Annotated in this window: 22 protein-coding genes; 18 read left to right on the plus strand and 4 right to left on the minus strand. The window is 38.3% G+C overall.

What is annotated here, in order from left to right; translation table 11 throughout:
• Nucleotides 1-171 precede the first annotated feature (171 nt).
• The 4 genes from ACAM22_RS03525 (at nucleotide 172) to ACAM22_RS03540 (ending at nucleotide 3,675) form a co-directional block, all read left to right on the plus strand.
• Entirely contained in the window at nucleotides 172-510 is a 339-nt protein-coding gene (locus ACAM22_RS03525) for a hypothetical protein (protein WP_000746106.1), read from the plus strand.
• Nucleotides 511-575: 65 nt separating this feature from the next.
• Nucleotides 576-2,558, plus strand: coding sequence for an ABC transporter permease (locus ACAM22_RS03530; RefSeq protein ID WP_033677480.1), 1,983 nt, complete (start codon nucleotides 576-578; stop codon nucleotides 2,556-2,558).
• Nucleotides 2,555-3,178 (plus strand): ATP-binding cassette domain-containing protein, encoded by a 624-nt coding sequence (locus ACAM22_RS03535; protein ID WP_000151033.1) that lies wholly within the window; start codon nucleotides 2,555-2,557, stop codon nucleotides 3,176-3,178. Before ACAM22_RS03530 ends, ACAM22_RS03535 begins: the two co-directional genes overlap by 4 nt.
• Nucleotides 3,175-3,675 (plus strand): hypothetical protein, encoded by a 501-nt coding sequence (locus tag ACAM22_RS03540; RefSeq protein WP_369606952.1) that lies wholly within the window; start codon nucleotides 3,175-3,177, stop codon nucleotides 3,673-3,675. Before ACAM22_RS03535 ends, ACAM22_RS03540 begins: the two co-directional genes overlap by 4 nt.
• A gap of 165 nt (nucleotides 3,676-3,840) precedes the next feature.
• On the opposite strand, the gene gor is transcribed toward ACAM22_RS03540, so the two are convergent.
• A complete protein-coding gene (gor, locus tag ACAM22_RS03545; RefSeq protein WP_369606953.1) occupies nucleotides 3,841-5,187 on the minus strand; it encodes a glutathione-disulfide reductase in 1,347 nt (448 codons plus the stop codon).
• Nucleotides 5,188-5,476: 289 nt separating this feature from the next.
• On the opposite strand from gor, the gene ACAM22_RS03550 reads away from it, so the two are divergent.
• The 7 genes from ACAM22_RS03550 to ACAM22_RS03580 all read left to right on the plus strand — a co-directional run bounded on the left by ACAM22_RS03550 (nucleotide 5,477) and on the right by ACAM22_RS03580 (nucleotide 13,261).
• Entirely contained in the window at nucleotides 5,477-6,679 is a 1,203-nt protein-coding gene (locus tag ACAM22_RS03550; RefSeq protein ID WP_369607014.1) for an efflux RND transporter periplasmic adaptor subunit, read from the plus strand.
• Nucleotides 6,663-7,364, plus strand: a complete 702-nt coding sequence (locus tag ACAM22_RS03555) for an ABC transporter ATP-binding protein (protein ID WP_261076859.1) — start codon at nucleotides 6,663-6,665, stop codon at nucleotides 7,362-7,364. The genes ACAM22_RS03550 and ACAM22_RS03555 overlap by 17 nt, the downstream gene beginning before the upstream one ends.
• 1 nt (nucleotide 7,365) lies before the next feature.
• Nucleotides 7,366-8,625, plus strand: coding sequence for an ABC transporter permease (locus ACAM22_RS03560; RefSeq protein WP_261076861.1), 1,260 nt, complete (start codon nucleotides 7,366-7,368; stop codon nucleotides 8,623-8,625).
• Nucleotides 8,626-8,748: 123 nt separating this feature from the next.
• Nucleotides 8,749-10,746, plus strand: a complete 1,998-nt coding sequence (metG, locus tag ACAM22_RS03565; protein ID WP_261024922.1) for a methionine--tRNA ligase — start codon at nucleotides 8,749-8,751, stop codon at nucleotides 10,744-10,746.
• A 374-nt stretch (nucleotides 10,747-11,120) separates the two neighbouring features.
• Nucleotides 11,121-11,441 carry a PadR family transcriptional regulator gene (locus tag ACAM22_RS03570; protein ID WP_049495225.1) on the plus strand — a complete coding sequence of 107 codons (321 nt, stop codon included), beginning with the start codon at nucleotides 11,121-11,123 and terminating at the stop codon, nucleotides 11,439-11,441.
• Nucleotides 11,442-11,444: 3 nt separating this feature from the next.
• On the plus strand, nucleotides 11,445-12,260 hold the full coding sequence (locus ACAM22_RS03575; RefSeq protein ID WP_153192485.1) for a hypothetical protein: 816 nt from the start codon (nucleotides 11,445-11,447) through the stop codon (nucleotides 12,258-12,260).
• A gap of 74 nt (nucleotides 12,261-12,334) precedes the next feature.
• Nucleotides 12,335-13,261 carry an aldo/keto reductase family oxidoreductase gene (locus tag ACAM22_RS03580; RefSeq protein ID WP_153192483.1) on the plus strand — a complete coding sequence of 309 codons (927 nt, stop codon included), beginning with the start codon at nucleotides 12,335-12,337 and terminating at the stop codon, nucleotides 13,259-13,261.
• Between the two features lie 381 nt (nucleotides 13,262-13,642).
• Here the strand turns inward: ACAM22_RS03580 and ACAM22_RS03585 are convergent, their stop codons facing one another.
• The gene (locus ACAM22_RS03585) at nucleotides 13,643-14,290 is read right to left on the minus strand and encodes a hemolysin III family protein (RefSeq protein ID WP_369606954.1); all 648 of its coding nucleotides are present in this window, start codon (nucleotides 14,288-14,290) and stop codon (nucleotides 13,643-13,645) included.
• Nucleotides 14,290-14,733 carry a DUF1836 domain-containing protein gene (locus ACAM22_RS03590; protein WP_369606955.1) on the minus strand — a complete coding sequence of 148 codons (444 nt, stop codon included), beginning with the start codon at nucleotides 14,731-14,733 and terminating at the stop codon, nucleotides 14,290-14,292. The genes ACAM22_RS03585 and ACAM22_RS03590 overlap by 1 nt, the downstream gene beginning before the upstream one ends.
• 134 nt (nucleotides 14,734-14,867) lie before the next feature.
• Between ACAM22_RS03590 and ACAM22_RS03595 the strand changes: the two genes are divergently transcribed.
• The 7 genes from ACAM22_RS03595 to trxB all read left to right on the plus strand — a co-directional run bounded on the left by ACAM22_RS03595 (nucleotide 14,868) and on the right by trxB (nucleotide 19,222).
• A complete protein-coding gene (locus ACAM22_RS03595; RefSeq protein WP_369606956.1) occupies nucleotides 14,868-15,362 on the plus strand; it encodes an N-acetyltransferase family protein in 495 nt (164 codons plus the stop codon).
• Nucleotides 15,362-15,880 (plus strand): methylated-DNA--[protein]-cysteine S-methyltransferase, encoded by a 519-nt coding sequence (locus ACAM22_RS03600; protein WP_369606957.1) that lies wholly within the window; start codon nucleotides 15,362-15,364, stop codon nucleotides 15,878-15,880. Before ACAM22_RS03595 ends, ACAM22_RS03600 begins: the two co-directional genes overlap by 1 nt.
• A gap of 5 nt (nucleotides 15,881-15,885) precedes the next feature.
• Complete coding sequence (locus tag ACAM22_RS03605; protein ID WP_369606958.1) at nucleotides 15,886-16,242, plus strand: arsenate reductase family protein; 357 nt, start codon at nucleotides 15,886-15,888, stop codon at nucleotides 16,240-16,242.
• Between the two features lie 157 nt (nucleotides 16,243-16,399).
• On the plus strand, nucleotides 16,400-17,200 hold the full coding sequence (locus ACAM22_RS03610) for an amino acid ABC transporter permease (RefSeq protein WP_369606959.1): 801 nt from the start codon (nucleotides 16,400-16,402) through the stop codon (nucleotides 17,198-17,200).
• Nucleotides 17,200-17,943, plus strand: coding sequence for an amino acid ABC transporter ATP-binding protein (locus tag ACAM22_RS03615; protein WP_000590982.1), 744 nt, complete (start codon nucleotides 17,200-17,202; stop codon nucleotides 17,941-17,943). The genes ACAM22_RS03610 and ACAM22_RS03615 overlap by 1 nt, the downstream gene beginning before the upstream one ends.
• Nucleotides 17,944-18,020: 77 nt before the next feature.
• On the plus strand, nucleotides 18,021-18,245 hold the full coding sequence (locus ACAM22_RS03620; protein WP_000926599.1) for a DUF4059 family protein: 225 nt from the start codon (nucleotides 18,021-18,023) through the stop codon (nucleotides 18,243-18,245).
• A 65-nt stretch (nucleotides 18,246-18,310) separates the two neighbouring features.
• A complete protein-coding gene (trxB, locus tag ACAM22_RS03625) occupies nucleotides 18,311-19,222 on the plus strand; it encodes a thioredoxin-disulfide reductase (RefSeq protein ID WP_000272298.1) in 912 nt (303 codons plus the stop codon).
• A gap of 112 nt (nucleotides 19,223-19,334) precedes the next feature.
• On the opposite strand, the gene ACAM22_RS03630 is transcribed toward trxB, so the two are convergent.
• Nucleotides 19,335-19,520, minus strand: coding sequence for a hypothetical protein (locus ACAM22_RS03630; protein WP_001068559.1), 186 nt, complete (start codon nucleotides 19,518-19,520; stop codon nucleotides 19,335-19,337).
• Nucleotides 19,521-19,593: the final 73 nt, after the last annotated feature.

Consider the following 19,593-nt stretch of genomic DNA (forward strand, 5'->3'; position numbering starts at 1 on the left):
GTGTTCAATTTTAAAAGGAGGGGTAGTTATGAGATATTTTAACGACTCTAGATACCATAACGGTGATTAAAAACCTAAATATAATCAATTCATATTAAAGTAATATGGATGGACTAAAAAGGGGACTGTTGCTTATTCTTCATCAAATATTTTAATTAAAGGAGAAGTAAAATGAAAAAAAGAATTAACAAGAAAGCATCTGTTTTTCTAGTCGCAAGTGTTTTAAGTTTTAGCTTTGCTACTGTAGCTAGTATTGTTAGTGCAACTACAGCACACCCTGCTCCAAGTCCCATTATTGATGTATGGGAATATGGTGTAAATGATAACTCTGGTTATTCGAATTACTTTGTTAGTTCTCCAGATAATATTGGTTCAAAATCTTCAGTAACGAATTTTTGGGGAACAGTTAAAGCTCAGGATAAACAAGATTATGGATGGGCATATTCAAGTGCTACAAAATCTTGGAGCGATGTTCGATTAAATGCATATTGGGATTATTATAGATTTTAAAAATAATTTATGAAAACAAGAGACCCAATTATAAAATAGGGTCTCTTGTAATATGGTAATTGCTTATGAAATTAAAATTATGTATCATTGGATTCTTCTTCTGTTTGATTGCTGCAATTGGTTGGGTCACTATTAGCGATACAGAAATGCCCATACCTTTACCAATTGATGGTGCTTTTTCTATTCAAGGAAAAAGCAATCTTTCAAATAACGAAATATACGAAATGGTTCGTGATTTATCAAAATCGGAAAAGGTTACCATTTACAAGCCCATCGTTCAGAGTTCGGGTCAGTTGAGGTATGTAAATTTTGATGATGTAAATAATGAACAATTAAAGTCAACACCAATAATAGGGATGTATTACACCCTTGGGAAAATGGATATAGATAGTTTGAAACCACTTACGATGACGGGGTTGCAAACAGTATATATGGCTTATCCTTGGTATATAGGAGGAATCTTACAATTTACTGGAACTTTAAGAATACTGTTAATGGGTTCAATTTACTTAACTTTATTAGTTGTGTTATTTGTTGTTAGAACGAAGCAGATTAAAGAAGGAGTGATACGACGTTCTTTGGGATTGCCTGTATACGATCTAAGAAGAGATTATGGTATTTCTCTTATTTTTGAACTGATTATGATGGCTTTATTGATGATTTCTTACAGTTCTTTTTTGGGAAATGGTTTCTTCACCTATAGTTCTAAGTTATTTTTCTCTCTGATTTTAACGAATTTTATACTATTTCAAATCATTGATCTCATCACCTTTGTTTTATTTTGGTTGACGATTCAGGTTGAAAAGCCTATTGAAATTATTAAAAACAAGGCAAAAAATAAACTTATTTTTGTCGTATGGCTTGCCATTATTTCGATTATTATCCTTATCTCAGGAGTTTTTTTACAAGAAACAAAGAGTAGTCAATCCAGTATTAACATTCAGATACAGAATTTAGTACCATGGGACACAGTAAAAGACTGGAGAAGGATTGAGTTCCTTGGAATTGAAAGTAACTCTACTAAAAATGGAGAAGTTAATGATTCGGATGGTCAGTATCTACAGATAGCTGCTTCCTTAAAAAACTTAGATTATTTATATATAGATCGATCCTCAGCATATGTTCCAGATTTCATGAAAACTTCACATGTTATGGAAAATTTTTCTAAACAATTAGAAAATGACGGAATAACGAATCCAGAAATAAATAAAGAGTTGATTTATATCAATCAAACAGGTGCTAACCTACAAAATAAAGTGAATGGAACAAACTATCATCTTTTAGATAATAAGATAGCAACCATTTATATTCCTGAGAAATGGAAAGAAAATCAGAAATCTATTGAGAATACAGTTGTAGCAGAACAATTTATTGGAACAAACTATACAAAAGAAGAAATTGCAGTACAAATAATTCCTGATGGTGATAAAATTTTTTATTTCAATGAAGATGCTGATGATAATCATAAAATGAAAGAGCTTTTACCAATGGCAAGTGTAGCAGATAGCACAGATAACATTGTTGTTGTGTTAGATACAGACAAAATGATTGAAAACAACAAGTTTTCTTTGGCTAGTAATATAACAACTAAGTCTCTTTTTAGTCCTGAGGCGGTAAATAAAATAAATGAAATGGCTACCCAGTTGAATGTTTCAATGAATCCAGTAGATGTTTACCAAATTGTGAAATTAAAGATCCAGTCCTTAGAGCACCAAATTCTACTTTCACAAATTTTGCAGAAGATAATTTACAGTATTGTCTTTATACTCATTTATCAATATGTCCAACTTTATATTACCCTAAAACAGAATGAATATGTGAAGAAAATCATTTTAGGTCTGTCAAAAACATATATAGCAATTTCAAGTCTCAAGTATTTTATGATGACTATTACAATCGTTATCCTATTTACATTTCTTATGACAGGTCAAATAGAGTTGCTATATATTGGTCTTGCTTCTCTGCTCGTTTTGATGTTGTCAATAATCATGAGTTTTAGAAAATTATCTGAAAGCTACACTAAAATTTTAAAAGGAGATGAAACATGACAATTGACCTTTTGAACGTTTCAAAAAGTTTCGGCTCAAAAAAGATCTTTACAGACTTAAATTTAAAATTTGAATCTGGAAAAAGTTATGCATTGATTGGAGGTTCTGGCTCTGGTAAAAGTACCCTTCTTAATATTATAGGAAGATTAGAAAAAATTGACAGTGGGAATGTTTTAGTTGATAAACAAGATATTTGGAAGATAAAAGAAAGAACTTTTTTTAAAAATACTGTTGGATATGTATTTCAGAATTATTCTTTAATAGATAACAAAACAGTATATGATAATTTGAAACTTATCACTAAAGACAAAAAAACAATAACTGATGTACTTGAAAAAGTAGGACTGTCAAGTGACTATTTACATCAAAAAATATATGAATTGTCTGGAGGGCAGGCTCAACGTGTAGCTATTGCCAGAATGTTAATGAAACCACGTAAAATTATCTTAGCAGATGAGCCTACAGGAGCTTTAGATGGTGAGATTGGAAAAGAAATTATTCGTTTATTATTGAATGAAAGAGATGAAGATAAATATGTCATTATAGCGACGCATGATCCAGCTGTCTATAACGAAGTTGATGTGATCATTGATATGAAAGATATAGGGGATAATGTATGAAAAAGATAATTTATATTGCTTTGATCTTTGTAGCTGGAATGCTTGCCATTTTCTTCTTTGGAAAACAAATGATCACAAAAGAAAATACCAATAAACCAACACTGGAGTTAATAGTCTATACGCTTTCTTCTAGTGATACAGAAAAATGGAATAAAGTGAAACAAGTAGAAACGGAAGAAGCTACATATATCATAACTGTGAAAGAAGTAGCGTCTTCAGAAGAAGTATTTTCAAACATCATTGCAAATGGAGCTGCTGCGGGGTTCGGAGTTCGTGAAGAAGAAGTGAAGCAATTTAATAATAATTTAGGAGACACTATTGAGGACTCTAAGCGTAATAAACTCATTGGAATAGAATTTTTTACTTTTTCTAATGCTGACGAGGGATTTGTAGTAGCAAATTTTGACTACGGTAGTGAAGAGTTGAATTCTCAGAAAAAAGATATGAAAGAGTTATATAAAAAAATATATGAATCTTTTAAAGAAAAGAATAAATGATTGTGTTATAATCCTTATATTTTGTTATGGTTTGTTAATTGATTTTTGCATATCTTATTTCAACATACTATAAAATAAAACATAAGAAAACGAGTATCTCCAACTACGGCAATACTCGATTTTTGATATTTAGAAGTGTTTTTTGCTCTGCTTCTTTTATTTCGATTAACGCATAGTTACAAATTCTTCAGATGCAGTTGGGTGAATCGCCACAGTTGCATCAAAGTCTGCCTTGGTTGCTCCCATTTTGATAGCAACGGCAAATCCTTGGATCATTTCATCAACACCGTAGCCAATTCCATGAAGTCCGACAACTTTTTCTTCAGAACCAGCTGTGATCAATTTGAAACGTGTTTCTTGACGGTTGCAAGTGCAAGCAGAGTACATAGACGTAAAGCTTGATTTGTAAACCTTGATTTGATCTTGACCGTATTCTTTAATAGCTTGTTCTTCTGTCAAACCAACAGTTCCGATAGCAGGGTGTGAAAAGACAACAGTTGGAATAGTTGTGTAGTCCATTTTTGCAGTTGTTTTGCCGTTAAAGAGACGTTCAGATAAAGTACGTCCAGCCTTGATAGCAACTGGAGTCAGTTCCTTTTCACCTGTTACATCACCTAAAGCGTAGATTCCCTCAACAACAGTATTTTGGTATTCATCCACTTGGATAAAGCCACGTTCGTTCAAAGTTACTCCAGCTTTTTCAAGTTGCAAGCCCTTAACGTTTGGACGGCGGCCTGTAGCCCAGATAACTTGGCTAGCTGTGTGACTAGTACCATCTTCGAAATGAATGGTAATGCCTTCAGCAGTTTTTTCTAACTTAACAGGGACTTTGTGAGTGTGAAGTGGTAAGTTTGTTCTTTCCATTTCCTTGACCAGACCTTCAACGATGTAAGAATCAAAACCACGTAAAGGACGATCACGACGAACAAAGAGGTCTGTCTTGACACCAAAAGTGTGGAGTACGCCAGCCAATTCAACGGCGATATAACCAGCGCCTAGAATTGCAACTGACTCTGGCAATTCTTCCCAAGCAAATACATCATCAGAAGAGCCACCTAGTTCAGCACCAGGAATGTTTGGAATACTTGGATGGGCACCAGTAGCAATCACAATATGTTTAGCACGAATCAGTTCACCATTTACGCTAACAGTATGAGAATCTACAAATTCAGCATGACCTTTAATCAAGTCTACTCCGTTGCGTTTAAAACTGCCATCATAAGAAGAACGAGCGCGATCAATGTAGGCTTCACGATTGCGACGTAGGGTTGCAAAGTCAAAGTTAAGATCAGTAGTCTTAAAGCCGTAGTCTTCTCCAAATTGATGGAAAGTCTCAGCGATTTGCGCCCCGTACCACATGATTTTTTTAGGAACACAGCCGACATTGACGCAAGTTCCACCTAGTTTCTTTTCCTCAATAACGGCCGCTTTGGCTCCGTGTTCACCAGCACGGTTCATGGTAGCAATTCCTCCGCTACCTCCACCGATAGCAATGATATCGTATTCTCTCATTGAAAACTCCTTTGTACTCTTTTAAATAGTAGAGTGTCATTTTTTGATAGTCATATTCTATCTTTTTTTTTATCTGATTGCAAAAATCTGCTACGTTCAAAAAATTTAAAGAAAAGGCTTGCAAAAAAGAAAAATAAAGTGTATTATATAACTAGTACAACGATTGTAAAATAAATTCCGAACAATAATTAAATCCTGAAATGTCATTATTTCGTTCTGAAATGTTATTGTTTCAAATTGATAATTTTTGTATAATATTGTTAAGAACTTTAAATCAAAAAGGAGTTTCATTATGAAAAAGAATGGTAAAGCTAAAAAGTGGCAATTGTATGCAGCAATTGGTGCTGCAAGTGTAGTTGTATTGGGTGCTGGGGGCATTTTGCTCTTTAGACAACCTTCTCAGACTGCTGTAAAAGATGAGGCTACTCATCTTGTTGTTGCTAAGGAAGGAAGCGTGGCATCCTCTGTTTTATTATCAGGGACAGTAACAGCAAAAAATGAACAATATGTTTATTTTGATGCTAGTAAGGGAGATTTAGATGAAATCCTTGTTTCTGTGGGTGATAAAGTGAGTGAAGGGCAGGCTTTAGTCAAGTACAGTAGTTCAGAAGCCCAGGCGGCCTATGATTCAGCGAGTCGAGCAGTTGCTAAGGCAGATCGTCATATCAACGAACTCAACCAAGCGCGAAATGAAGCCGCTTCTGCTCCCCAGTTACCAGTACCAGCAGGAGGCGAAGGAGCTGCAGCGCAAACTCCAGCTCCAGTCTCAGGAAATTCCGTTTCATCTATTGATGCACAACTGGGTGATGCTCGTGATGCCCGTGCAGATGCAGCAGCGCAATTAAGCAAGGCTCAAAGTCAGTTGGATGCAATGACGGTTCTCAGTACCTTAGAGGGAACTGTGGTCGAAGTCAACCGTAATATTTCTAAATCTCCAACTGGAGCTAGCCAGGTGGTAGTTCATGTCGTTAGCAATGAAAACTTGCAAGTTAAGGGGGAACTATCTGAATATAACCTTGCCAACCTCTCTGTAGGACAAGAAGTAACCTTTACTTCTAAAGTTTACCAAGATAAGAGCTGGACTGGTAAGATTAGCTACATTTCTGACTACCCTAAAAACAATGGTGAAGCAGCAAGTGCAGCTACTGTCGCAGCAGGTGGTAATTCTGGTTCTAAATATCCATATACCATCGATGTTACAAGTGAAATCGGTGATTTGAAACAAGGATTCTCAGTAAGTATTGAGGTCAAGAATAAGAGTAAAGCCATTTTGGTTCCTCTAACAAGTGTTGTGACTGAAAATGATAAGAACTATGTCTGGGTACTTGACGAGCAGAAAAAGGCCAAGAAAGTGGAAGTTGGTTTGGGCAATGCTGATGCAGACAACCAAGAAATCACTTCAGGTCTGACAAATGGAGTCAAGGTCATCAGTAACCCAACGTCTTCTCTAGAGGAAGGAAAAGAGGTGAAGGCTGATGAAGCAACTAATTAGTCTAAAAAATATCTGCAGGAGTTACCGTAATGGTGACCAAGAACTGCAGGTTCTCAAAAATATCAACCTAGAAGTGAATGAGGGTGAATTTGTTGCCATCATGGGACCATCTGGTTCGGGTAAGTCTACTCTCATGAATACGATTGGCATGTTGGATACACCAAGTAGTGGAGAGTATTATCTTGAAGGTCAAGAAGTGGCTGGATTGGGTGAAAAACAACTAGCCAAGGTCCGCAACCAACAAATCGGTTTTGTCTTTCAGCAGTTCTTTCTTCTATCCAAACTTAATGCTCTGCAAAATGTAGAATTGCCCTTGATTTACGCAGGAGTTTCGGCTTCAAAACGGCGCAAGTTAGCTGAGGAATATCTTGATAAGGTTGAATTGACTGAGCGTAGTCACCATTTACCTTCAGAATTATCTGGTGGTCAAAAGCAACGTGTGGCTATTGCGCGTGCCTTGGTAAACAATCCTTCTATTATCCTAGCAGACGAACCGACAGGAGCCTTGGATACCAAAACAGGTAACCAAATCATGCAACTATTGCTTGAACTAAATAAAGAAGGAAAAACTATTATCATGGTAACGCATGAGCCTGAAATCGCTGCTTATGCCAAACGCCAGATTGTCATTCGCGATGGAGTTATTTCATCTGACAGTGCGCAGTTAGAAAAGGAGGAAAACTAAGATGCAGAATCTGAAATTTGCCTTTTCATCTATCATGGCACATAAGATGCGCTCTTTTCTTACTATGATTGGGATTATTATCGGTGTTTCATCAGTTGTTGTGATTATGGCTCTAGGTGATTCCCTATCTCGTCAACTCAACAAAGATATGACCAAATCTCAGAAGAATATTAGTGTCTTTTTCTCTTCTAAAAAAAGTAAAGATGGGTCTTTTACTCAGAAACAATCAGCTTTTACGGTTTCTGGAAAAGAAGAGGAAGTTCATGTTGAACCGCCAAAACCGCAAGAATCCTGGGTTAAAGAGGCAGCCAAACTCAAGGGAGTGGATAATTACTATGTAACCAACTCAACGAACGCCATCTTGACTTATAAAGATAAAAAGGTTGAAAATGCCAATTTGACAGGCGGGAATAGAACCTATATGGACGCTGTTAAGAATGAAATCATTGCAGGTCGTAGTCTGAGAGAGCAAGATTTCAAAGAATTTGCAAGTGTTATTTTGCTTGATGAAGAATTGTCCATTAGTTTATTTGGCTCTCCTCAAGAGGCTATTAACATGGTTGTAGAAGTCAATGGATTTAGTTACCGGGTCATTGGGGTTTATACTAGTCCAGAGGCTAAACGTTCAAAAATATATGGTTTTGGTGGCTTGCCCATTACTACAAATACTTCCCTTGCTGCGAATTTTAATGTAGATGAAATAGCTAATATTGTCTTTCGAGTGAATGACACAAGCTTGACTCAAACTCTGGGTCCAGAATTAGCACGAAAAATGACAGAGCTTGCTGGCTTGCAACAGGGAGAATATCAAGTATCAGATGAGTCAGCTGCATTTGCAGAAGTTCAACAATCGTTTAGTTTTATGACGACGATTATTAGTGCCATTGCAGGTATTTCCCTCTTTGTTGGAGGAACTGGTGTTATGAATATCATGCTGGTTTCGGTGACAGAGCGTACCCGTGAGATTGGTCTCCGTAAGGCTTTGGGTGCAACTCGTGCCAATATTTTAATCCAGTTTTTGATTGAATCCATGATTTTGACCTTGTTAGGTGGATTAATTGGCTTGACAATTGCAAGTGGTTTAACTGCCTTAGCAGGTTTGCTATTGCAAGGCTTGATTGCGGGTATAGAAGTTGGAGTATCAATTCCAGTTGCCCTATTTAGTCTCGCAGTTTCGGCTAGCGTGGGTATAGTTTTTGGAGTCTTGCCAGCCAACAAGGCATCGAAACTTGATCCAATCGAAGCCCTTCGTTATGAATAAAATCAACAAGATGGACACTCGTCCATCTTGTTTTTGTATGGATTTCCCTATCGAAAATCCTTAAAAATGTGATATAATGAAGTGTTAGAAAAACAGGTTTCATTTGCCTGGAAAGGAAAAATTATGTCTGAAAAGAATTTTTATATTACAACACCGATTTACTATCCATCTGGAAAACTTCATATCGGATCTGCCTACACAACCATTGCTTGTGATGTCCTAGCACGTTACAAACGCCTGATGGGTTATGATGTCTTTTATCTGACAGGTCTTGATGAACATGGTCAGAAAATCCAGCAGAAAGCGGAAGAAGCTGGAATCACCCCTCAAGCCTATGTTGATGGGATGGCAGTTGGAGTCAAAGAACTCTGGCAATTACTAGACATCTCATACGATAAATTCATCCGTACAACTGATGACTACCATGAAAAAGTAGTGGCTCAAGTCTTTGAGCGCTTGCTTGCTCAAGATGATATCTATTTGGGTGAATATTCTGGCTGGTATTCAGTCTCAGATGAGGAATTCTTTACAGAAAGTCAGCTTGCAGAAGTATTCCGTGATGAAGCTGGAAATGTGACTGGTGGTATCGCTCCATCAGGTCATGAGGTTGAATGGGTTTCAGAAGAATCTTACTTCCTTCGCCTCAGCAAATACCAAGACCGCTTGGTCGAATTTTTCAAAGCTCATCCTGAATTTATCACTCCAGATGGTCGTCTGAATGAAATGCTTCGCAACTTCATCGAGCCAGGTTTGGAAGATTTGGCAGTTTCTCGTACAACCTTTACATGGGGTGTGCCAGTGCCATCTAATCCAAAACACGTTGTCTATGTTTGGATTGATGCCCTTCTTAACTATGCGACAGCTCTTGGCTACGGTCAAGATGAACATGGTAACTTTGACAAATTCTGGAATGGAACAGTCTTCCACATGGTAGGAAAAGACATCCTTCGTTTCCACTCAATCTACTGGCCAATCCTTCTTATGATGTTAGATATCAAATTGCCAGATCGTTTGATTGCTCACGGTTGGTTCGTCATGAAAGACGGCAAAATGTCTAAATCTAAAGGGAATGTCGTTTACCCTGAAATGTTGGTAGAGCGTTATGGACTAGATCCACTTCGTTACTACCTCATGCGTAGCCTTCCAGTTGGTTCAGATGGAACCTTCACTCCAGAAGACTATGTAGGCCGTATCAACTACGAATTGGCCAATGACCTTGGGAACCTCCTTAATCGTACGGTTTCTATGATTAATAAATACTTTGACGGGCAAGTCCCTGCCTATGTAGAGGGTGTAACAGAGTTTGACAATGCTCTTGCTCAAGTAGCTGCTGAATCAATCGCTGACTACCACACTCACATGGAAGCAGTTGACTACCCACGTGCCCTAGAAGCAGTATGGACTCTTATTTCACGTACTAATAAATACATCGATGAGACCGCACCATGGGTCTTGGCCAAGGATGAAGCACTTCGTGACCAATTAGCAAGTGTCATGAGCCACTTGGCAGCTAGCCTTCGCGTCGTAGCACACTTGATTGAGCCATTTATGATGGAAACCAGTCGTGCAGTTTTGACTCAACTTGGTTTAGCAGAAGTTGCTAGCCTTGAGAACTTGAGCTTGGCTGACTTCCCTGCAGGTGTAACTGTAGTTTCCAAAGGGACACCAATCTTCCCCCGTCTGGATATGGAAGAAGAAATCGCCTATATCAAGGAACAAATGGAAGGTAACAAACCAGCAGTCGAGAAAGAATGGAATCCAGATGAAGTTGAACTCAAACTAAACAAGGAAGAAATCAAGTTTGAAGACTTTGATAAGGTTGAAATCCGTGTTGCAGAAGTCAAAGAAGTTTCCAAAGTGGAAGGTTCAGATAAGTTACTTCAATTCCGCTTGGATGCTGGTGATGGTGAAGATCGTCAAATTCTTTCAGGAATTGCAAAATACTATCCAAATGAACAAGAATTGGTCGGCAAGAAAGTCCAAATTGTTGCTAACCTCAAACCTCGTAAAATGATGAAGAAATATGTCAGCCAAGGTATGATCCTATCAGCTGAACATGATGGACAATTAACCCTTCTTACAGTTGATCCAGCTGTACCAAACGGAAGTGTGATTGGGTAAAAATAGACAGGACTAGTTCATGCTAGTTCTGTTTTTTATTTACACTCAATGAAAATCAAAGAGTAAACTAGGAAGCTAGCCGCAGGTTGCTCAAAGCACTGCTTTGAGGTTGTAGATGAAACTGACAAAGTCAGCTCAAAACACTGTTTTGAGGTTGTGGATAGAACTGACGAAGTCAGCTCAAAACACTGTTTTGAGGTTGGGGATAGAACTGACGAAGTCAGTAACCATACATACGGTAAGGCGATGCTGACGTGGTTTGAAGAGATTTTCGAAGAGCATTAACTATTATGCTTTACAAACTAGTGTGAAAGTGGTATATTATAGATGAAGCTACTAGTAGGTATTACAAAATAGATTAGAAGGGAGAAGGGATGAAAGAAACTCAACTATTAAAAGGTGTTCTTGAAGGTTGTGTCTTGGATATGATTGGTCAAAAAGAGCGGTATGGTTATGAGTTGGTTCAAACTTTGCGAGATGCTGGATTTGACACTATCGTTCCAGGAACTATTTATCCTTTGTTGCAAAAGTTAGAAAAAAATCAATGGATAAGAGGCGACATGCGCCCGTCGCCAGATGGTCCAGATCGGAAGTATTTTTCGTTAACCAAAGAAGGAGAAGAGCGTGTCTCGGTCTTTTGGCAACAATGGGACGATTTGAGTCAAAAAGTAGAAGGAATTAAGAATGGGGGTTAAACCATGAAGAAAATGAAGTATTACGAAGAAACAAGCGCTTTGTTGCATGAGTTTTCTGAGGAGAATCAGCAGTATTTTGAGGAGCTGTGGGATAGTTTTAATCTTGCTGGATTTCTCTATGATGAGGACTATCTCAGAGAGCAGATTTATTTGATGATGTTAGATTTCTCAGAAGCAGAACGAGATGGCATGAGTGCAGAGGAGTATCTAGGTAAGAATCCTAAAAAATTAATGAAAGAGATGCTCAGGGAAGTACCTCGCAGTTCTATCAAGGAGTCCCTTTTGACGCCAATTCTTGTCTTAGCGGTATTACGTTATTATCAGCTACTAAGTGATTTTTCTAAAGGTCCTCTCTTAACAGTCAATTTGCTTACATTTTTAGGGCAACTTCTTATTTTTCTGATTGGATTTGGACTTGTGGCCACAATCTTACGTTGGGGCTTAGTTCAAGATTCTCCTAAAATGAAAATTGGCACCTATATTGTCGTTGGGATTCTTGTTCTGCTAGTTGTTCTGGGATATGTAGGAATAGGAAGTTTTGTACAAGAAGGAGCATTTTATCTTCCTGCTCCCTGGGATAGTTTCCTTGTTTTTACGCTTTCTCTAGTCATCAGTATTTGGAATTGGAAAGAAGATTTTTTTCGTCCCTTTAACAGTATGATTGTTGCCCAGCTTATTGTAGGTTCTCTGCTCCGTTACTATGAGTGGATGGGAATTTCAAATGTTTTTCTTACAAAGATTATTCCTTTAGCTGTTCTCTTTATTGGTATCTTTCTCTTTTTCCGTGGGTTTAAGAAGATAAAATGGAGTGAAATATAGTCAAAAAGCCGTTGCAAAGCGGTTTTTTGTTATAATGAAGGGAAGAATGTTAGAAATTAAAGGAGAAAAATTTGATGAGGTACATAACTCTTGGTCAAGATGACAAAGAATTATCAGAAATTGTTCTCGGAATGATGAGAATAGAAGATAAGTCTGTAAAAGAAGTTGAAGAGCTTGTAGAAACAGCACTTTCTGTTGGAATCAATGCTTTTGACTTGGCTGATATTTATGGTCGTGGTCGTTGTGAAGAACTGTTAGGTCTCGTCCTAAAAAATCGTCCAGATTTAAGAGAAGAAATGTGGATTCAGTCAAAATGTGGCATTCGCATTGAAGAATTTACCTATTTTGATTTTTCTAAGAACTATATTATAAAATCAGTAGACGGAATTTTGCAAAGATTGAAGATTGATCATCTAGATAGCTTGCTCCTTCATCGACCAGATGCTTTGATGGAGTCTGACCAAGTAGCAGAAGCCTTTGATCTTCTTTATAAACAAGGTAAGGTTCGAGATTTTGGAGTTTCTAATCAAAATCCTATGATGATGGAGTTGCTTAAAAAAGATGTCAAGCAGCCGTTAGCTGTTAATCAGTTACAATTGAGTGCGGCTTTTACTCCAGGATTCGAATCAGGTTTTCATGTTAATATGGAAGATAGTCAAGCAGCTATGCGAGATGGCAGCATTTTTGAATATTGCAAATTACACGATGTGGTCATTCAAGCATGGTCTGTCTTACAATTTGGGTATTTTAAAGGGAATTTTGTTGGAAATGAGAAATTTCAAGCTTTAAATCAAGTACTTGATCGTTTAGCTATTAAATATGGAGTAACCTCTTCAACTATTGCCATTTCTTGGATATTGCGTTATCCAGCAAAAATGCAGGCAGTGGTAGGAACAACAAATCCTAAGCACTTGAGAGAAGTTAGCCAAGCGGCAAACTTTAGCTTAACAAGAAAAGAATGGTATGAAATTTATCTTGCAGCAGGGAATAATTTACCTTAGGCAAAAATGCATTTAAAGAAATTACAGTCAAAAAAACGTTGCAAAACGTTTTTTTTGTTATGTGACCATTTGTCTGTCTTGATTCGTTAGGTACGGTTCATTAACGGATGATTATGATTTAATACTCAATGAAAATCAAAAAGCAAACTAGGAAGCTAGCCACAGGGTGTACTTGAGTACGGTAAGGCGACGCTGACGTGGTTTGAAGAGATTTTCGAAGAGTATAACTATTCTGATTTACATACTATCAGGGAAGCAGTATCCCATAATTGACGGCACGCTAGTAGGTACTATAAAATGGACTAGAGTACTTTTTTTGATTGGGTATAAAACATCATAGAGAATAAAAAATAGGTTAGGATTTTTTCTCCTAACCTATTTTTACATGTAATAAACAATGGCGATGTATTGGAGTGTGGACGCAGCTAGGATAAAGAGATGCCAAATCATGTGGAAATAAGGTTTTTTCTTTGCATAAAATCCAGCCCCAACTGTATAACAGAGTCCGCCAGTTACCATGAGACTCCAGAAAATTGGTGTCGTTTGACTGATAATGGCAGGAATGATAGTCAGAACCAACCAGCCCATAATCAGGTAAAGAGCAAGGCTGAATTTCTCATTGACTTTTTTAGCAAAGATTTTATAGAGAATACCAAAGATGGTCGTTCCCCATTGGGTGGCAATAATCAGATAGCCAAACCAGTTATTCATTAAGGTCAAGACGACGGGCGTGTATGAGCCAGCAATGGCAACATAAATCATAGAATGGTCGATGATTCGCAAGACATATTTGTGGGTCGAACCATAGGCCATAGAGTGGTAAATGGTGGATGAGAGGAACATGAGAAAGAGACTAATAACGAAAATGGAAACGCCTATAGATGATAAAAATCCGTGTGTCTCATAACTATAGGTGGATGAAATAGGTAGTAAGATGAGCATGATGACTGCACCTACGGCATGGGTCACGCTATTAGCAATTTCCTCTCCAAAACTGAGTTGTTTGCTGAGTTTTAGGCTTGTATTCATTAGATTTCCTCCTCTTGAGTATGATGGATTAAGGCTAGAGTTTGATGATAGAGTTTAACGGTTTGGCAGCTGGTTTGGATGATAGGGTTAGCTGGGTCAATTCCTTGGTTCATGTAGTCCACAAAAGCATCGTAGAGTTGCTCTGAACTTGCTTGACTTTGGAGAGTATTAAGTGTCTGGGCTATTTCTTGAATAGAAAATACCGACTTGAGGGTTGTGATAGCAATCAGACGGGCAATCTGTTGGCGTTGGTATTTTTTCTTGTCAGGCTTTGTTAGGTAACCATGTTTCACATAATTATTGACCATAGATGCTGTCAGGCCCTTATCTTTATCAGGAGAGATAGGGGCGCATACCTGATTGACATAGAGCAAAACTTGGTCCAGATAGAGGTCAATGTTTGGAATTTCTGCCCATTTTGGGTAGGAAAAGGTAGTTTTCATTTTTAACTCCTTTTTATCTAGCTTTAATAACTAGATTATAAAATAATAAAAACAGAAAGTCAAGTTTTAACTGCTTGTGAAAAGGCTTAAATTATGCTATGATGGGAGAAACTAGTCAGAAATGAGGAGAAAAGATGGAGATTCGTTTAGCTTTTCCAAATGAAGTAGATGCCATCATGCAGGTGATGGAGGATGCTAAAAAATGTTTAGCAGATGCTGGTAGTGACCAATGGCAAAATGGTTATCCAAATGCAGATGTTATCATAGATGATATTATCTCAGGTCAAGCATACGTAGCCTTGGAAGAGGGAGAACTACTAGCTTATGCTGCTGTGACTAAGAGTCCAGAGGCAGCATATGAAGCCATTTATGAGGGAAACTGGCAAGCTGGTGAGTCAGAGTACCTAGTCTTTCACCGTATCGCTGTGGCAGCAGATGTCCAGGGACAGGGCGTTGCTCAAACCTTTTTAGAGGGCTTAATTGAAGGATTTGATTATCTGGATTTTCGTTCAGATACGCATGCTGAAAACAAGGTTATGCAATATATTTTTGAAAAACTTGGTTTTAAACGGGTTGGAAAGGTGCCGGTTGATGGCGAACGCTTGGCCTATCAAAAATTGAAGAAATAATGCAAAAGAAGTACGTAAAAAAGCTCTACTTTTCGCCAATAGGAACCTTGTCTTTGGTTGCCGACGAGCAATATCTGTATGGCATTTGGGTGCAGGAGCAGAAGCATTTTGAGAGGGGACTAGGAGATGAGACGATAGAAGCAGTTGTTAGTCATCCCATTTTAGATCCAGTTATTGCTTGCTTAGATGCTTACTTTAAAGGCAAGTCTCATGATTTATCCAACTTGCCCTTGGCTCCAATCGGAACGGATTTTGAAAAGCGAGTTTGGTCCTATTTACAGGAAATTCCTTATGGTCAGACAGTGACCTATGGACAAATAGCCCAAGAGCTACAAGTGGCTTCTGCTCAAGCAATTGGTGGAGCAGTGGGGCGCAATCCTTGGTCTATCCTAGTACCTTGTCATCGGGTGCTGGGGGCTGGCAAGCGTCTGACAGGGTATGCTGCAGGAGTGGAAAAGAAAGCTTGGCTCTTGGAGCATGAAGGCGTAGATTTTAAAGAGATAAACAATAGAAAGTGAAAGACATGTTAGAATTTATCGAATATCCAAAATGTTCAACTTGTAAAAAAGCAAAACAAGAATTAAATCAACTCGGTGTAGAATACAAAGCTGTTCACATCGTTGAAGAAACACCTAGCCAAGAAGTTATTTTAAACTGGTTAGAGACTTCAGGTTTCGAGTTGAAGCAATTTTTCAACACCAGTGGGATCAAATACCGTGAATTAGGGCTGAAAGATAAGGTAGGAAGCCTGTCAAACCAAGAAGCGGCTGAGTTGCTAGCAAGTGACGGTATGTTGTTAAAACGACCCATTTTAGTAGAAAATGGAACTGTTAAGCAGATCGGTTATCGAAAACCTTACGAAAAATTGGGATTGAAATAGTTTTTACTTATCTCTTTGATAGATAAAATATATAGCCTCCCTGTTTCAAAGTATGATAAACTAGTAGGTAGACAAAGTCTGTACCTGACCGTAGCAAATAATTTCATTGACGGCAGAAGTATGGTAGAATGAATCATTATCAGGAGAGGATGTTTTTATGAATGTTACAACGATTTTAGCATCAGATTGGTACCAAAACTTGATGCAATTGATTCCGGATGGCAAGCTGTTTAGCCTGCGTTCGGTCTTTGATGGAATTCCAAGAATTGTCCAACAACTTCCAACAACGATTATGTTGACAATTGGTGGTGCCCTTTTTGGCTTGGTTTTGGCACTTCTTTTTGCCATTGTGAAAATCAATCGTGTCAAGATTTTATACCCCTTACAGGCCTTCTTTGTTAGTTTCTTAAAAGGGACACCGATTTTGGTTCAACTCATGTTGACCTACTACGGAATTCCTTTGGCTTTGAAAGCTCTCAATCAGCAATGGGGAACTGGTTTCAATATCAATGCGATTCCAGCCGCTGCTTTTGCAATTGTCGCCTTTGCCTTCAATGAAGCAGCTTATGCCAGTGAAACCATTCGTGCAGCCATTCTCTCAGTCAATCCTGGTGAGATTGAGGCGGCACGCAGTCTGGGCATGACCCGAGCACAAGTTTATCGTCGCGTAATTATTCCAAATGCAGCAGTTGTGGCGACTCCAACCTTAATCAATTCTCTAATCGGATTGACCAAGGGAACTTCCCTAGCCTTTAGTGCGGGTGTTGTGGAAGTCTTTGCCCAAGCTCAGATTCTAGGTGGAGCTGATTATCGTTACTTTGAACGCTTTATCTCCGTTGCCCTTGTTTATTGGGTAGTCAATATCGGAATTGAAAGCCTCGGTCGTTTCATCGAGAGAAAAATGGCTATTTCTGCACCCGATACAGTGAAAACAGATGTGAAAGGAGACCTTCGTTAATGATTAAGATTTCGAATTTAAGCAAATCCTTTTCAGGACAGACTGTCTTGGATCATCTGAACTTGGATATCCAAAAAGGAGAGGTTGTAGCCTTGATTGGTTCTTCAGGAGCTGGAAAATCAACCTTCCTTCGCAGTCTCAATTATCTTGAAACACCTGACAGTGGCTCTATTCAGATTGATGATTTCTCAGTTGATTTTTCTAAAATCACTCAAGAAGAAATCCTTGCCCTACGCCGTAAGCTGTCTATGGTTTTTCAACAGTTTAATTTGTTTGAACGCCGCACAGCACTTGATAATGTGAAAGAAGGCTTGGTTGTTGTCAAGAAATTGTCTGATCAAGAAGCGACTAAGATTGCCAAGGAAGAGTTGGCTAAGGTTGGGCTTTCTGACCGTGAAAACCATTACCCTCGCCATTTATCAGGTGGACAGAAGCAACGGGTTGCCCTAGCGCGTGCGCTTGCTATGAAACCAGATGTCTTGCTCTTAGACGAACCAACTTCAGCCCTTGACCCAGAATTGGTCGGTGAAGTAGAAAAATCTATTGCAGATGCTGCTAAGTCAGGTCAAACCATGATTTTGGTCAGTCATGACATGTCCTTTGTAGCCCAAGTGGCTGATAAGATTCTCTTCTTAGATAAGGGGAAAATTATCGAGTCTGGAACACCAGATGAGATTATCCACCATCCTAAAGAAGAGCGGACAAAAGAATTCTTCGCTAGTTACAAACGAACTTATATTTGATATAATAGATAAAGGAAAACTCAGTTAGCTGGACTAGCTGAGTTTACTCTTTAAAAAAGATAGAAATGAGAGAAATCATGCTACTGCAACTATTTTCTTTATATTTCGAGAGTTTGATCTTGACCACCATCCTCGTCCTGATTTTTTTAGGGATTTGGATTGGACTGAGAGCCATGTCGGGAGTGGATAAGACAGCCAAGGCTCGCCAAGCCCATCTCTATGATATGATTATGATAGGGGTCTTGGTTGTTCCAGTATTATCCTTTGCGGTTATGAGTTTAATTCTTGTTTTTAAGGCATAATCCTTGCATGATTAACAAGAAAGAGTTAGAATAAAGATAGTTACAACAAGAAAGAAGGAATTTATATGTACGATACTATTATTATTGGTGCTGGACCTGCAGGGATGACTGCGGCCTTATACGCTGCTCGAAGCAATCTGAAAGTAGCCTTGATTGAAGGTGGTTTACCAGGTGGTCAGATGAACAATACATCGGATATCGAAAATTACCCAGGATACGCTAATATCAGTGGACCAGAATTGGCAGAAAAGATGTTTGAACCGCTTGAAAATCTTGGTGTTGAGCACATTTATGGTTATGTTGAAAATGTCGAAGACCATGGTGATTTTAAGAAAGTGATGACCGATGACCAAACATATGAAACACGTACAGTTATCGTAGCAACTGGTTCTAAACACCGTCCTTTGGGAGTACCTGGAGAAGAAGAACTGAACAGTCGTGGTGTTTCTTACTGTGCTGTGTGTGATGGTGCTTTCTTCCGTGACCAAGATTTGTTGGTAGTTGGTGGTGGAGATTCAGCTGTTGAAGAAGCCCTCTTCTTGACTCGTTTTGCCAAGACTGTTACCATTGTTCACCGTCGTGACCAACTTCGTGCTCAAAAGGTTTTACAAGACCGCGCCTTTGCGAATGAGAAAATCAGCTTTATCTGGGATTCTGTAGTCAAGGAAATCAAGGGTGAAAACCGAGTAGAATCTGTCGTATTTGAAAATGTGAAAACAGGTCAAGTGACAGAACAAGCCTTCGGTGGCGTCTTTATCTATGTTGGCTTGGACCCTCTTAGTGATTTTGTTAAAGAATTGAATATCCAAGATCAGGCTGGTTGGATTGTGACAGATAACCATATGAAAACTGCAGTTGACGGTATCTTTGCGGTTGGAGATGTTCGCTTGAAAGACCTTCGCCAAGTAACAACAGCAGTTGGAGATGGAGCTATCGCTGGTCAAGAAGCCTACAAGTTTATCACCGAACATAGTTAATTATAAAAACGCATAGTATCAGATTTACAAAAAATTTGACACTATGCGTTTTATTGTGGGAAAATTAATTTCATTTTCTACTGAAATTGAGTTTTGCCAGCCTCTTATATTTTTAGAAAAATCCTTTAATCTTGCTAACGAGGCCATCTAGACCTTCTGAACCAGAAATCAACTGCTGAGCTTGAGAGAAGTATTCTCCAAGTTGTTCTTGATTTTCTGCAACGAATGTCTTAGCAGCTTCGAAATCTTTTGTTTCGATTAACTCTTTTACTTGATTAAACAAATCTAATGGGTTCATCTTATTTCTCCTTTTCTGTACTTAACTATTTAATCATGTTTATGATAAAAAATCAACTGTTGCTGCTTTTGGC

The sequence above is a fragment of the Streptococcus sp. SN-1 genome (assembly GCF_041154385.1).
Lineage (GTDB): Bacteria > Bacillota > Bacilli > Lactobacillales > Streptococcaceae > Streptococcus > Streptococcus mitis_CT.

Bases quoted from the DNA above. Each gene is read 5' to 3' on its own strand.
- ACAM22_RS03525 (WP_000746106.1), top strand. From the start codon at position 172: ATGAAAAAAAGAATTAACAAGAAAGCATCTGTTTTTCTAGTCGCAAGT.
- ACAM22_RS03530 (WP_033677480.1), top strand. From the start codon at position 576: ATGAAATTAAAATTATGTATCATTGGATTCTTCTTCTGTTTGATTGCT.
- ACAM22_RS03535 (WP_000151033.1), top strand. From the start codon at position 2,555: ATGACAATTGACCTTTTGAACGTTTCAAAAAGTTTCGGCTCAAAAAAG.
- ACAM22_RS03540 (WP_369606952.1), top strand. From the start codon at position 3,175: ATGAAAAAGATAATTTATATTGCTTTGATCTTTGTAGCTGGAATGCTT.
- gor (WP_369606953.1), bottom strand. From the start codon at position 5,187: ATGAGAGAATACGATATCATTGCTATCGGTGGAGGTAGCGGAGGAATT.
- ACAM22_RS03555 (WP_261076859.1), top strand. From the start codon at position 6,663: ATGAAGCAACTAATTAGTCTAAAAAATATCTGCAGGAGTTACCGTAAT.
- ACAM22_RS03560 (WP_261076861.1), top strand. From the start codon at position 7,366: ATGCAGAATCTGAAATTTGCCTTTTCATCTATCATGGCACATAAGATG.
- metG (WP_261024922.1), top strand. From the start codon at position 8,749: ATGTCTGAAAAGAATTTTTATATTACAACACCGATTTACTATCCATCT.
- ACAM22_RS03570 (WP_049495225.1), top strand. From the start codon at position 11,121: ATGAAAGAAACTCAACTATTAAAAGGTGTTCTTGAAGGTTGTGTCTTG.
- ACAM22_RS03575 (WP_153192485.1), top strand. From the start codon at position 11,445: ATGAAGAAAATGAAGTATTACGAAGAAACAAGCGCTTTGTTGCATGAG.
- ACAM22_RS03580 (WP_153192483.1), top strand. From the start codon at position 12,335: ATGAGGTACATAACTCTTGGTCAAGATGACAAAGAATTATCAGAAATT.
- ACAM22_RS03585 (WP_369606954.1), bottom strand. From the start codon at position 14,290: ATGAATACAAGCCTAAAACTCAGCAAACAACTCAGTTTTGGAGAGGAA.
- ACAM22_RS03590 (WP_369606955.1), bottom strand. From the start codon at position 14,733: ATGAAAACTACCTTTTCCTACCCAAAATGGGCAGAAATTCCAAACATT.
- ACAM22_RS03595 (WP_369606956.1), top strand. From the start codon at position 14,868: ATGGAGATTCGTTTAGCTTTTCCAAATGAAGTAGATGCCATCATGCAG.
- ACAM22_RS03600 (WP_369606957.1), top strand. From the start codon at position 15,362: ATGCAAAAGAAGTACGTAAAAAAGCTCTACTTTTCGCCAATAGGAACC.
- ACAM22_RS03605 (WP_369606958.1), top strand. From the start codon at position 15,886: ATGTTAGAATTTATCGAATATCCAAAATGTTCAACTTGTAAAAAAGCA.
- ACAM22_RS03610 (WP_369606959.1), top strand. From the start codon at position 16,400: ATGAATGTTACAACGATTTTAGCATCAGATTGGTACCAAAACTTGATG.
- ACAM22_RS03615 (WP_000590982.1), top strand. From the start codon at position 17,200: ATGATTAAGATTTCGAATTTAAGCAAATCCTTTTCAGGACAGACTGTC.
- ACAM22_RS03620 (WP_000926599.1), top strand. From the start codon at position 18,021: ATGCTACTGCAACTATTTTCTTTATATTTCGAGAGTTTGATCTTGACC.
- trxB (WP_000272298.1), top strand. From the start codon at position 18,311: ATGTACGATACTATTATTATTGGTGCTGGACCTGCAGGGATGACTGCG.
- ACAM22_RS03630 (WP_001068559.1), bottom strand. From the start codon at position 19,520: ATGAACCCATTAGATTTGTTTAATCAAGTAAAAGAGTTAATCGAAACA.